Annotated in this window: 13 protein-coding genes and 1 tRNA gene; 5 read left to right on the plus strand and 9 right to left on the minus strand. The window is 58.6% G+C overall.

What is annotated here, in order from left to right:
- Nucleotides 1–2: 2 nt before the first annotated feature.
- Nucleotides 3–986 carry an NAD-dependent epimerase/dehydratase family protein gene (locus CL546_RS04695; RefSeq protein WP_290493276.1) on the minus strand — a complete coding sequence of 328 codons (984 nt, stop codon included), beginning with the start codon at nucleotides 984–986 and terminating at the stop codon, nucleotides 3–5.
- Nucleotides 987–1,167: 181 nt separating this feature from the next.
- Between CL546_RS04695 and CL546_RS04700 the strand changes: the two genes are divergently transcribed.
- Nucleotides 1,168–1,241, plus strand: a tRNA-Gly gene (locus CL546_RS04700).
- A 244-nt stretch (nucleotides 1,242–1,485) separates the two neighbouring features.
- On the opposite strand, the gene CL546_RS04705 is transcribed toward CL546_RS04700, so the two are convergent.
- The gene (locus CL546_RS04705) at nucleotides 1,486–1,779 is read right to left on the minus strand and encodes a hypothetical protein (protein ID WP_290493278.1); all 294 of its coding nucleotides are present in this window, start codon (nucleotides 1,777–1,779) and stop codon (nucleotides 1,486–1,488) included.
- Between the two features lie 233 nt (nucleotides 1,780–2,012).
- On the opposite strand from CL546_RS04705, the gene umuD reads away from it, so the two are divergent.
- Nucleotides 2,013–2,405, plus strand: a complete 393-nt coding sequence (gene umuD / locus CL546_RS04710; protein ID WP_290493279.1) for a translesion error-prone DNA polymerase V autoproteolytic subunit — start codon at nucleotides 2,013–2,015, stop codon at nucleotides 2,403–2,405.
- Between the two features lie 5 nt (nucleotides 2,406–2,410).
- The gene (gene umuC, locus CL546_RS04715; protein WP_290493280.1) at nucleotides 2,411–3,685 is read left to right on the plus strand and encodes a translesion error-prone DNA polymerase V subunit UmuC; all 1,275 of its coding nucleotides are present in this window, start codon (nucleotides 2,411–2,413) and stop codon (nucleotides 3,683–3,685) included.
- Between the two features lie 200 nt (nucleotides 3,686–3,885).
- Here umuC and CL546_RS04720 read toward each other — a convergent pair whose 3' ends face one another.
- The 3 genes from CL546_RS04720 to CL546_RS04730 form a co-directional block, all read right to left on the minus strand.
- On the minus strand, nucleotides 3,886–5,355 hold the full coding sequence (locus CL546_RS04720) for a DUF3336 domain-containing protein (protein WP_290493282.1): 1,470 nt from the start codon (nucleotides 5,353–5,355) through the stop codon (nucleotides 3,886–3,888).
- Between the two features lie 118 nt (nucleotides 5,356–5,473).
- Nucleotides 5,474–6,511, minus strand: coding sequence for an AraC family transcriptional regulator (locus CL546_RS04725; RefSeq protein WP_290493283.1), 1,038 nt, complete (start codon nucleotides 6,509–6,511; stop codon nucleotides 5,474–5,476).
- Between the two features lie 12 nt (nucleotides 6,512–6,523).
- Nucleotides 6,524–7,219, minus strand: coding sequence for an SIMPL domain-containing protein (locus CL546_RS04730; protein WP_290493284.1), 696 nt, complete (start codon nucleotides 7,217–7,219; stop codon nucleotides 6,524–6,526).
- A gap of 208 nt (nucleotides 7,220–7,427) precedes the next feature.
- Here CL546_RS04730 and apbC point away from each other — a divergent pair, with 208 nt between their 5' ends.
- Complete coding sequence (gene apbC, locus CL546_RS04735; protein ID WP_290493285.1) at nucleotides 7,428–8,513, plus strand: iron-sulfur cluster carrier protein ApbC; 1,086 nt, start codon at nucleotides 7,428–7,430, stop codon at nucleotides 8,511–8,513.
- Between the two features lie 122 nt (nucleotides 8,514–8,635).
- Nucleotides 8,636–9,205: a dCTP deaminase gene (dcd, locus tag CL546_RS04740; RefSeq protein WP_063521071.1), complete on the plus strand. Its 570-nt coding sequence runs from the start codon at nucleotides 8,636–8,638 to the stop codon at nucleotides 9,203–9,205.
- Here the strand turns inward: dcd and CL546_RS04745 are convergent.
- Genes CL546_RS04745 through purM form a run of 4 tightly spaced genes read right to left on the minus strand, consistent with a single transcriptional unit; the run spans nucleotide 9,202 to nucleotide 12,335 of the window.
- Nucleotides 9,202–9,930, minus strand: a complete 729-nt coding sequence (locus tag CL546_RS04745; protein WP_290493286.1) for a DUF3108 domain-containing protein — start codon at nucleotides 9,928–9,930, stop codon at nucleotides 9,202–9,204. The genes dcd and CL546_RS04745 overlap by 4 nt on opposite strands.
- A gap of 2 nt (nucleotides 9,931–9,932) precedes the next feature.
- A complete protein-coding gene (locus CL546_RS04750; protein ID WP_290493288.1) occupies nucleotides 9,933–10,694 on the minus strand; it encodes a DUF3108 domain-containing protein in 762 nt (253 codons plus the stop codon).
- Nucleotides 10,654–11,295, minus strand: a complete 642-nt coding sequence (purN, locus tag CL546_RS04755; protein WP_007149507.1) for a phosphoribosylglycinamide formyltransferase — start codon at nucleotides 11,293–11,295, stop codon at nucleotides 10,654–10,656. Before purN ends, CL546_RS04750 begins: the two co-directional genes overlap by 41 nt.
- On the minus strand, nucleotides 11,292–12,335 hold the full coding sequence (purM, locus tag CL546_RS04760; protein ID WP_290493291.1) for a phosphoribosylformylglycinamidine cyclo-ligase: 1,044 nt from the start codon (nucleotides 12,333–12,335) through the stop codon (nucleotides 11,292–11,294). The genes purN and purM overlap by 4 nt, the downstream gene beginning before the upstream one ends.
- Between the last annotated feature and the right edge of the window lie 207 nt (nucleotides 12,336–12,542).

A 12,542-nucleotide genomic window follows, 5' to 3' on the forward strand; every position in this document is an offset into this window, starting at 1 on the left:
TGTTACAACATTCGTTCCCGGGCCATCCAGGCAATGCAGTTTTCCAGCATGGTGGCCAGCGGCACCTGATCATTAAAGCCCAGCTGTTCCACGGCCTTGCTGCTGTCGGCATGCACGCGGCTGGTGATCAGGGCGACTTTTTCCGGGGTCAGGCGGGGCTCTTTACCAGTGAACAGGCTACCGATGGGGTAAAGCTGGCCGGCCAGTTTCAGCACCGCGGGCGGCACGGTGCGTTGCGGTGCCTTGCGCCCCAGCTGGCCGGCAATGGTCTGGACCAGTGCCAGAAAACTGGCTTCCACACCGGCAAGAATATAGCGCTCACCGCAAACACCGTGCTCCAGCGCCGCAATATGGGCCCGTGCCACTTCTTCCACCGCACAGAAATTACCGCCACCGGGGGGCACGCCGGGCAGTTTGCCGTCGTTGATCATGCGGATCATCTGTGACCAGTTGTGAGTGTCACCGGCGCCAATAATGCCGCAGGGATTCATGATCACCGCGTCCAGTCCCTGACGAATGCCGTTTTCCACTTCCTGTTCCGCCAGAAACTTGGTGCGGTTGTAGCCGATCCAGTCATTGGCGGCGTTGGAGGGCGTTAATTCATTGATCGGGTTGTCCTGAATGCCCCAGGCAGAGATGGACGAGGTATGAATAAATCGGCCGGCCACGTTTTTCAGGGCCGCACTGACCATGGCCTGGGTGCCAAGTACGTTGTCCCGGTATTGCTGTGCATTACCCCGGCGCCACAGACTGGTGTTCCCCGCCACGTGAAAAACCGCATCCGGCGCTGCAGGCATGACCAAAGCAAGTTCGGTGGCATTGTCCAGTGGTGCCTGAACGACAGATACGCCCTTCTTGGCATGTAAGGTGCTGGCATCGCTGTTGGGCCGCACCAGGGCAACGACATCCCATTGTTTGTCGAGAAGCTGGTCGATGATATGCCCGCCGAGAAACCCCCGGCCCCCACTGATAAATGCCACTGGCATGGTTGGTATCCTTCTTTGGCTGACGCTTGTTTCCTCTTCTATACGCACCGAAACGGATGCTGGCAACTGCTTTGTCTGTCCGCTGCCTCGCTTTTCAAAAAGCCACTTTTCGAAACCTTGACGATTTCGCTTCAGGACTGGCTAAGTCGATGGGTTTTGACTATATTGCCGTTTCAAACAGGCGGGTGTAGTTCAATGGTAGAACGGCAGCTTCCCAAGCTGCATACGAGAGTTCGATTCTCTTCACCCGCTCCAGACATAAAAAAACCGCCTTTTGGCGGTTTTTTTATGTCTGGGCTAGATGCAAAACGCTTGATGCCGGACGCAATAAATCGAAAATTACATCACGGCTGCCCTTGTTGACGCGTTCCCTGCGTCCCCAATCTGCATGCCCGCAGGGCCGTTCCAGCAAAACGGTGGGGTTTTGACTTTAGGTTCCAGGCATCCAGCATCCAGTTCCGGGCGTCTTGAGTTCCCTATCAAATCCCTGATCACCCAATCACACCGAACAGGACAGGTGTCGACCGTCGAGTCGGAAAAGTGCGCGGATTTCGTATTCGCTCCCCAGTTCGCTGGCGGCATCACTGGCGTGCATGATGTCGGGGTAGCAGTGGGCCCAGGCACAGGGTTTGACCTGTTGCCGATGTGGCGTCTGCGGGTTGGGTTTGCTGGTGGCGATAAAGGCATTCTGCTCCAGGTTGAACAGAACATAGCCCTGAAATTCGGTCCGGGCGGGAAGGCCCATTTCTTCCAGGAAATCGGACATCCAGCGGTGATGGTTATCGGTGCTCATGGTGGCCTCCCGTTTACTCCGTGCGGGCTCGAAGGCAATGGGCGCAGCACACAAGGTGTATCACCGTAAGTTACGTCAGCCGTTGCAGAAGATGGATAGGCGTTGCTTGTCGTTTTGTCGCCTTCTTGTGATTGATCTCGTGTGAAGGGAGCGGGCGTTGCACGGTATAATAACTGTACATAAAGACAGTGTTTTGCCATGCTTGTCAGACTGTGGATTTCTGGTGTGTTGTTATGTCTGCCCTGCCTTTTTTCAGTGAGCGTATTTCTGCGGGGTTCCCGTCTCCGGCCCAGGGGTATCTGGATGAGCACCTGGATCTGAACCGGCTATGCATCCGCCGGCCAGCGTCCACCTTCCTGTTGCGTGTGGAAGGGGACTCCATGGTTGATGCCGGTATTTTTTCCGGGGACATTCTGATTGTGGACCGCTCACTGGAAGCCGCTGCGGGCGATGTGGTGGTCGCCTCGCTGGATGGCGAATTCACGGTGAAAGAATTGCAGTTGCTGCCGACGCCGATGCTCAAGCCCCGTAATCCTGCCTATGCGCCGATACCCATTGGTGATGAGGGTGTGGACCTGTTCGGGGTGGTGACGTTTTGCCTGCACGCCTTGCGGGGCGGTGGGTAACGTCCATGTTTGCCCTGGTTGACTGCAACAGCTTCTATGCCGCCTGTGAGCGCCTGTTCCGCCCGGATCTGCAGGGGCAGCCTGTGGTGGTGCTCTCCAACAATGACGGCTGCATTGTGGCCGGGTCTGCGGAAGCCAAGGCGCTGGGGGTGAAAACCGGCATGCCGGTGCACTTGGCTCGCGATTTGATTACCCGCCACAAAATCCTGGTTTTTTCATCCAACTATGCGCTGTACGGGGATATTTCCCAGCGAGTGATGGCGACCCTGGAAACCCTGGTTCCCCAAGTAGAAGTGTATTCCATTGATGAGGCGTTTCTGGATCTGTCGTTGATGGGGGAAGCTGAGTTGTTGCCGCTGGCGCAGCAGGTGCGAGCGCGCATTGCCCGCTGGGTTGGGGTGCCGGTGTGCGTGGGGATAGCGCCCACCAAGGTGCTGGCCAAACTTGCCAATCACGCCGCCAAGCGCTATCCCGCCACGGGCGGTACCGTGGTGCTGACCGATCCGGCGCGCCGGGAAAAACTGCTGACGTTAACGCCGGTGTCCCGGGTGTGGGGAGTGGGGCGCCGGCTGTCGGGGCGCCTTGAAGCGCTGGGTATCGAGACGGCACTGGACCTGGCCCGGGCGGATAGCGGCATGATCCGTCGGCGGTTTTCCGTGGTGCAGGAACGGCTGGTGCGGGAGCTGAACGGGGAGCCTTGTCTGTCTCTGGACACGCAGCCTTCGCCGCGCCAGCAGGTGATCCATTCCCGTTCATTTGGTGAGCCGGTAACCGCCTTGCCGCCGTTGCGTCAGGCGCTGAGTGATTTTGCTTTCCGGGCCATGGAGTCCTTGCGCAAGGAGCATTTGTATACTGGCCGGGTAACGGTCTATTTGCGCACCGCCCCGATGGGTAAGCCCCAACAATTGTTCCCCGATACGCTTGGTGCCGCCTTGTCGCCCGCCACAGCGGACACTCGTGTGGTGGTGCATCAGGCTCAGGCCTTGCTGGCGCAGTTATGGAAGCCAGAGTACCGCTACGGAAAAGCCGGAGTGATTCTCACCGACTTGCGCGGACGTGATCAGATCCAGGATGGATTGTTTGCGCAGCAAGGGGAGCCTGATGACAGGGGCAACGCCTTGATGACGGTAATGGATACGATTAACCAGAGCGGTGCCGGCAAGGTATGGCTGGCGGGGCGGGGCATGCAGACCGATCAGCGTAGTGCCTGGGCCATGCGCAGGGCACACCTGTCCCCGGCCTATACCAGTCGCTGGAGTGATTTGCCGGTGGTGCGTTAGCCGGGCGCCTTTGTGTTTGTGTGTAAGGGAGCCCGCTCCGGTATTTCCAAGCCGATGAGGCTCCGACGCCAGCGGCGTTGGAGGTTGGCAGTGGGCCTGCATGCCTTAATGTTCATTTTCACAGATGAGCGTGGTGGTCCCCATAGAACCGCGCCGGCCACTTTGAGGGCCGGCGGGTTGTGTCGGTAATGGGGTGTGGCTTACTGGTTGGCCACCGCAGTCATGTTTACCCGGTCCAGCATGCGTTCTTCGATACGGTCCAGGCGTGCTCGACAGTCGCGGAAGGTGCGGCTGATACAGGTGGTATTGGCCACCATGTCGAGTTTCGGCCAGGTCGCCTGTTCGCCTTTACGGATATAGTTTCGCACATCTTGCAGCGTGGGGTTATTCAGAACCCGCAGGGCGTTGAGCGGCTGGCGGGGCGGGATCATGTTGATGTCGCCGATATACTTCTGCGTCACCATGCTCTTCGCCTTGTCGATCATCAAGCCCATGTCGTTGGACGCCACCCGGCGCTGCACCAGTTGCAGGCCATAGCGCAGGTTCATGGAGACGTTGCGCAGCGCCCAGTCACCCAAAGTGCTAAGAGAGCTGTCGGTGTTTTCATTGCGGGACAGAAACGGCACCACATGGGGATTAGTCTGGCTGACAATGGAGTGGTTGACCCCGTAAAGGCGGGCCAGCCGGCGAATGGGCAGGTCGTCGACGATGGAGCCGTCAACAAACTTGCGGCCGGGGATGTAGGGAACCCGCTCGCCGTCGATGTTCTTTGCCCACAGGGAGACCGGCGGATAAATGCCGGGAATTGCACAGGACGCCAGCGAAGCTTTGCGAATCAGCACATTGGGAGAGGTGCGCCAGTTCAGCAGGCGCGCGTGCTGGTTGCGGTCATAGGGACTCACGGTAATATTGATTTCGCGACCGGTGTGTCGATAGGCCTCTTCGAAGGTCATGTCGGTGATGTTTTCTTCCAGGCAGGCTTCCAGATGGTCGCCGTCCAGCACCGGGGTGCCGCGTACCAGACCTTTCCAGCCCAGCACCTTGAAGGCTTCCAGATAAATGTTTTCCGGCTCCAGTTTCACCTTCAATTCTTCATCGTTGTGAGTGCCCACCACTGAGCCGATGATGCTGCCGGCACTGGAGCCGGATATCACCGAAGGCAGCAGGTTCTGCTCCCACAGGCAGCGGGCCACCCCAATATGGAACAGGCCCAGGGCCGCACCGCCGGAAAGCATCAGGCAACTTTGCCCGAAAGCCTGGCCGGTGGTTTCAAAGAAATCGAGCTTGTCTTTCAAGCCGAATTCCTTGAAGTTGCTGTCGCACAGGTAGTTCAACGCGGTGGACACTTCGGTCAGGTAGTTTTCGATCAGGCGTTTGGTGCCCACGCGGCTGTGCTGATAAAGGCGCGGGTTGGAAATGTTGCCCAGATTACCGTGCAGGCCTTCGTGTAAATGGAAGACCAGCTTGTTCACATCGTTGCGTTCGCGGGCCTGGCGAATCTGCCAGAGGCGATTACGAATCAGCTCGTAATCGTAGTAGGGGGAACGGTCCACTTCCTTCCATTCGTCGGCGCCGGAAAGGCGGTCGTGTTCCTGGCTGGCTTCGTACCATTCGTCATAGGTCGTCGCGTTATCGATGGCGCGTTCGAGCTGCTTGAGGGTGCCTTTCATTGAGGCTCTCCACCATTCATTGTTGTCATTGATTGATGTCAGTATAGACAGGAGAGAGGGCCGCGTTTAAGTGTTTGTAGGACAAAAAGCACAGAGGCGCAGATAAAAGCGTCTGTTTTTATGAGTGTATTTGCTTATTGTCGGGTTTGGCTCGGTATTGCCCCGGGGTCATGGCGGTGTGGCGTTTGAAGCTGCGCTGGAAGGAACGAATATCGGAATAGCCCAGGGCGGCGGCGATATCGGCCTGGGGCAGGGCGGTGGTGGTGAGCAGGTGACGTGCCTGTTTCAGGCGCACGTCATCGAGCAGTTTTTGCCAGCTCTGGTCTTCGTCGGCCAGCCGGCGATGCAGGGTGCGAACATTCATGCCCAGCCGCTCGGCAACGGTTTCCTTGCGGGGCAGGGAATGGCCAATGGCATCCTGGATGCACTGTTTGACCCGCTGGCTGAGATTGGTGTCCACACCCAGTTGGTTCAGTTGCTGAATGGCGTGGGCCTCCAGGGTAGAGAGCAGTAACGGGTCGGGTTGTCGTATGGGCTGCTGCAATAATTGCGGCGCGCCGACCAGGGCGGAGCAGGGTTGTTCGAACAATACATCGCAGAGAAACACACGCCGGTATTCCTCTACCTGTGCCGGTGGAGGGGTGGGGTGTTCCAGCCAGACCTGATCCGGTGCCAATAAGTCGTTGCCGGTGAGCCAGCGGGAGTAGCGCACCCATGAGCCGAGAACATTATCGATCAGATGCTGGCGTGCGGGTTGCTGGCGATACAGGCAATCCCAGCGGATGGCTACCTGGTGGGCGTCGAGAGTCGTGTCTGTGGTGCCCATGTCACCCACCAGCTTTTCGTACAGGCTGACCTTGGATAACGCTTCCTGAAGCGTGCTGGCGCTCATGGCGATATAGCCGATCACATTGTAGGAACCGGGCTGCACAAACTCTGAAGTGTGTAACCCGAACAGGGGATCGGCGGATTGTTTGATGAGGGCGTGCAGCAGGGTCTGAAAATCCTGCCCATGAATGCGGGTATCCGGTTTCTGGATATGGTCGGGGTCCAGGTTGGCCTGCTGCAGCGCCGCAGCGGTATCCAGCCCACGGGCTTGCCCGTGAGCCAGGTACTGCTGGAGTGCTGCGCTGCAAATCTGGCCCAGTGCGTCCATGGAGATGCCCGATCAGTTCAGTTCAAAAGTGATTTGTACCTGAGCGGAAATTTCGGTTTCGCCGGCCCGGTAGCTATCAGCGGCACCGCTTTCCTTGCTGCGTGCCATCATCATCACCGGTTGCGGGTGGTGAATGCCCTGGGCCTGGATTTCGAAGGCTTCACCCAGGTCGCGGTCGGCGGCTTCGGCAATAATTTCTGCCCGCTGGCGGGCATCGGCCACGGCTTTTTTCAGTGCCTGGTTGCCCAGCTCGTCGCGGTTGCTGACCTCAGCGCCAGCAGGACGGATGTTGCGTACGCCCTGTTCGGCCAACCCTTCCAGTAGCTCGGCATAGGTTTCCAGGCCATCGACCTTGAAGCTCACGTCGCGGCTGACTTGATGGCCAATCAGTTTGCGCTCGGGTTGGTATTGCCATTGGGGAGAGACTCGCATGGTACTGGCAGTGACGGATTTTTCTTCGATATCCAGATCATCGGCCAGCTCCAGCATATTGCCGACGGCGTCATCCACGCGGTCTTTCATGTCGGCAATGTCATCGCCATTTTCGCTGGCGGTGGCGACCACTGTGAAGCGATCCGGTTGGGCGTTGATTTCGCCGCTACCGGACACGGTAATGCTGTCGCGGGAGGTATTGATGGTGGTGTTGTCGCAACCGGCCAACGCCAGTGTGCCAGCGATCAACAGGGTCGCAGCGGATACAACTTTCATGATATCTCCTTGTACTGCCGTGCAGGCGGCAAAGCTCTATTTTGCTGATCGGTCAGGTTTACGCAACTCATCTCGCACAAACCCGTTAAACGAATGGTTTACCTTACAAAACGCAGGGCAAAGGTCCCCTTGGTTGTTGGTCCGATAGCCCCTATCATCGCAGCTCGTGAGGCAGAGGCAATCGGTGAGTACAGTCATGAGTTCAGCCATGGATAAATCGGAACAGCAGATTCGACAGCACCTGGGCGATTTTATTCCCGAGGATCTGGGCGTTAGCTTGAATCAGGTCAATGGGATCAGTGCGTTTCAGTTGAGCGATGCTGCCGTGACGGCCACGGTGACTCTGGGCTATCCCTGCGACAGTATTCGTGATGCGCTGATTGATGCCATTCACGCTCACATGGCTCCGGTGCTGGAGCAACGCGCCCTGTCAGTGACGGTGGAAAGCCGCATTGTGCCGCACCGGGCGCAAAGCAGCCTGCCGGCACGGGACCAGGTCGCCAATATCATTGCCGTTGCGTCCGGCAAGGGCGGGGTGGGCAAATCCACCTCGGCGGTGAATCTGGCGCTGGCGTTACAGGCGGAGGGCGCCCGAGTTGGGTTGCTGGATGCGGACGTGTTCGGGCCCAGCCAGCCATTGATGCTGGGGATGCCCGACGGTACACGCCCGCAAGTGCTGGAAGGCAAATTCTTTGTGCCAGTGGACGCCTACGGCTTGCAGACCATGTCCATGGGGTATCTGACAACAAAGCAAACACCGGTGGTGTGGCGTGGTCCCAAGGCCAGCGGTGCGCTGGTGCAGATGATGGAACAGACCCGCTGGCATGAGCTGGACTATCTGTTGGTGGATTTGCCCCCCGGCACCGGGGACATTCAACTGACGCTGGCCCAGAAAATTCCGGTGGCAGGAGCCGTGGTGATCACCACGCCGCAGGATATTGCGTTGCTGGATGCCATCAAGGGCGTGGAAATGTTTCGCAAGGTGGATATTCGGGTACTGGGAATCCTGGAAAACATGGCCATGCATGTCTGTAGCCAGTGCGGGCATCAGGAGGCTATTTTCGGTCAGGGTGGTGGCGACAAAATGGCAGCAGATTATGACACTGAGGTGTTGGCTGCGCTGCCATTGTCCCTGCGTATTCGCGAGCAGTCAGACAAGGGCGAACCGGTGATGCAGGCGTTCCCCGACAGTGACGAGGCTGCACTTTACCGGGCGGCGGCTCGACGCCTGGCGGCCCGGTTGTCATTGACCGAGGCAGGGAGCCGGGCGTTTCCGAATATTGTGCAGCACTAGGCCTGATGCCAGCTGCCCCATGCCCAACAAGGGCAGAGGGCCGCTGGCGTGCTGCGTGCGGCCAGTGATGCTGCTACCATTGGCCGCTTGAACGCTAACCACTCTGGAACATTGAGGCGTAAATGACTATTAAATCGGATCGCTGGATTTCCCGCATGGCCGCCGAGAAAGGCATGATCGAGCCATTTCAGACCGGGCAGATTCGCGCGGATGAGAACGGTGAAAAGCTGATCTCCTACGGCGTGTCCAGTTATGGCTACGATGTGCGCTGTGCCGACGAGTTCAAGGTGTTCACCAATATCCATTCCGCCACGGTGGACCCGAAAGCGTTTGATGAGCGCAGTTTTGTCGATGTGAAGGGGGAGTACTGCATTATCCCGCCGAACTCCTTTGCCCTGGCCCGCACGGTGGAATATTTCCGCATTCCCCGAAATGTGTTGACCATTTGCCTGGGCAAATCCACCTACGCACGGTGCGGCATTATCGTTAATGTCACGCCGCTGGAACCCGAGTGGGAAGGGCATGTGACGCTGGAGTTTTCCAACACCACGACGCTGCCGGCAAAAATTTATGCCCACGAAGGCGTGGCGCAGATGTTGTTCTTCGAGTCTGATGAGGTGTGCGAAACTTCCTACATGGATCGGGGCGGCAAGTACCAGGGGCAGCGTGGTGTGACCTTGCCTCGGGCCTAGTCTGACGCGGGCGCTGAGTCCGGAGCGAGTTCCGGGCCGTTGTAGTCGATCATGATCATTTCGGCTTTCAACAGGGTGCTTTCAATGTGTTTTGCCTGCACCACCATGTAATCCAGCTGCGGCGCTACCCAGAACAGGGTGCGCCGTTTTTCTTTACTGTCCCCGGTGCGCTTCTTTTCCACCAGCAGGGTGTCCAGTTTGCCCAGCGGTGTTTTCAGGGTTTCCCTGTCGATCACTTCAAAATGATGCTCGCGCACTTTGTCGCCGTACACGCTGGTCACCGAGTAAGACTTGTCGCCGGTGGCAAACACGCAGCGCCCGCGTAGCAGAATAGTCAGCTCATCGAGCGTGTCGTCGGGAATATCCAGGCTTTCCTTGTCGTCTTCGGATTCGTTGTGCACCCGTGGCGGGTTCCACTCAAAGTCCATATGGTGAAAGCGCCGCTGACCGAACCCCTTGAATTCATGCACGTAGCGCGCTGTGCGCGGCTGGCAGTCACGCCAGTGAAAATAGCTTTCCTCGGTGTTGCTGAGCAGAAACGATTTCGCCTTGAGCAACATATGGTAGTAGTCGTCGCCCTCTGCCGGTTCCAGCACCAGTTCGGCTTTGACCGGGGTGGGCAGCTTGTTCACATAAATCCGAAATTCGGCTGAAAAGGGGGCCAGGGGTTCGTTGGCTGTGGCCAGGCTGCTGGCCAGCACCAGCAAAAGTGAAATCAACCGCACGCTCAGAGTCCTTTCAGTGATTGCAGGGTCATCAGGTGTTCGCCATCGTCGTTCTTCTGCATCAGCTGCACCAGCGTATAGTCATGACCCGGTGCGAACCACATGTAGGTCTGCCGGTCGCTGTTTTTACCGCGTTGACGTTGCACTTTTAGCGTTTCCACCTTGTCGCCATCGATGGTCAGTGTTTCTGCGCCAGTGACGGTGTAGTGGTGGGTTTTCTGCGCACGTTCATCGGCCACCTGCAGTTCTATTTCTCTGGCGCCGTCGCGCAATTCGCACTGCAGGGCCAGGGAGACGGAGAGTTCATCGGTGGCGTTATCACTTACGTCATAGCTGCGCATGGGTTTGTCGGTACGTTCGCTGGCGGCCACGCCGGTCTGGCGATCAATGTGCAGCTTGGCCTCTTTGACCTTGCCCAGTCCACGGCGCTCGTAACCGTAGTAATTGCTCAGGGGGGTGCAGCCTTGCCAGTTGAACAGGGCGGTTTCGCGAATCTCGCCGAGCCAGTTTTTGGCGTGGACTTCCATTTTCCAGAGCCCGTCCTTAACCTGGCTGAGAGAGCGGGTGGCGACGATGCTGAATGGAATGCCTTCGCTTTTCAGGCGGTAGTCCAGACGAAACGGTGATGGCGTTTCGTCCCCGGTGGCGGCGGGAGAAAAAGCAAAAGTCGCCAGCAGGATAGCAGCGAGAATCAGGGGGTTGCGTAGAGAGATGCGTAGGGGATTACGCCAGTGCGTAACCCTGCGCAGGGAGTGGCTTCCCATCCAGTACGACTCCGTTGTCAGTCAGTTCCAGTCTATCTTGTGCCCGCCATTGCAGCACTTGAGGATAGAGCAGGTGTTCGCGTTGTTGTACACGCTTGGACAGGGAATCAACGGTATCGTTCGCATGCACCGCAATGGGGGCCTGGGCAATCAGTGGGCCCCCATCCAGCTCTTCAGTGACGAAGTGAATGGAGCAGCCGTGTTCGCTGTCGCCGGCTTCCAGGGCGCGGGCATGGGTATTCAGCCCGCGATATTTGGGCAACAGGGAGGGGTGGATGTTGATCAGTTGCCCGGCGTAATGGCGTACAAAGACAGCTGAAAGGATGCGCATGAAACCGGCCAGCACCACGGTATCCGGGGCGTAGGGGGTGAGCACCTCGATCATGGCCTGGTCGAACTGCTCCCGGTCCGGGTAGTCGCGGTGATCCAGGCTGGCGGTGGGGATGCCCGCCTGTGCGGCCCGCTCAAGGCCGGCGGCGTTGGCGCGATTGGAAAACACCACGGCAATCTCGGCGTCGAGGGTACCTGCTTTTTGGGCATCCATGATCGCTTGCAGGTTGGTGCCTGAGCCGCTGATCAATACCGCCAGCTGGTGTGTCACTCTGGCAGTCCGTCCAACACTACGTCCGGCTCGCCGTCGCCGGTCTGGATTTCGCCGATCAGGAAGGCGTTTTCGCCTTCGGCTTCCAGCAGGGCGAGGGCGTCGTCCACGTGGCTGGCGGGGACAGCGATGACCATGCCCACGCCGCAGTTGAAGGTGCGGTACATCTCAAAGGCGGGCACCTGGCCTTCCTGCTGCAACCACTGGAATACGGCCGGGAATTCCCAGCTTTTGGTGTCGATCACGGCACGGACGTTGTCCGGCAGAACCCGCGGCAGGTTTTCTGGCAGGCCACCGCCAGTGATGTGTGCCAAGGCGTGGACAGGCACCTGTTCAATCAACTTGAGCAGGGACTTAACGTAAATGCGGGTGGGTTCCAGCAGGTGCTCGATCAACGGCTTGCCGTCCAGATCGATGTCAGTGTCTGCCTGGGCCATGATACGGCGAATCAGGGAGTAGCCGTTGGAGTGGGGGCCGGAGGCGCCCAGAGCGATCAGCTTGTCGCCGGCTTCGACCTTGCTGCCATCCAGTACGCCGTCTTTTTCCACCACGCCTACGCAGAAACCCGCCAGGTCGTAGTCTTCGCCTTCATACATGCCGGGCATTTCTGCGGTTTCACCGCCGATCAGGGCGCAGCCGGCCAGTTCGCAGCCTTCGCCAATACCGGTGACCACGCTGGTGGCAATCTCCACGTCCAGCTTGCCGGTGGCGTAGTAGTCCAGGAAGAACAGGGGCTCGGCGCCGCCCACGATCAGGTCGTTAACGCACATGGCGACCAGGTCTACCCCCACTTTTTCATGACGGTTGTGGTCGATGGCCAGCCGCAGCTTGGTACCCACACCGTCAGTGCCTGCCACCAGAACCGGGTTCTTGTATTTGGTGGGCAACTCGCAGAGGGCACCGAAACCGCCGAGACCGCCCAGCACTTCCGGGCGACGGGTCCGCTTGGCAACAGGGGCGATGCGTTTAACCAGCTCGTTACCGGCGTCGATATCGACACCTGCGTCACGGTACGTCAGTGGCCGTTTCTGTTCGGTCATGGGGGGCTCCGGGTTGGTGAAGGCGCGTATTCTAGCAACGGGCCTGCCTGCTGGGGAACCTCTGCGTGACGCCTCGGGGCGTTAAACTCAGGGAAAGCGGGTTTCGTCCGACAGATAAGGTCGCTTCGCTCAGGGATTTGCCCTGTAATTTGCCGGAAACGGGTTCGCGTGGCTGAGGTGAATAGGTGATAATAGCGCGCTTGAATT

The sequence above is a fragment of the Alcanivorax sp. genome (assembly GCF_002726155.1).
Taxonomy (GTDB): Bacteria; Pseudomonadota; Gammaproteobacteria; order Pseudomonadales; family Alcanivoracaceae; genus Alcanivorax.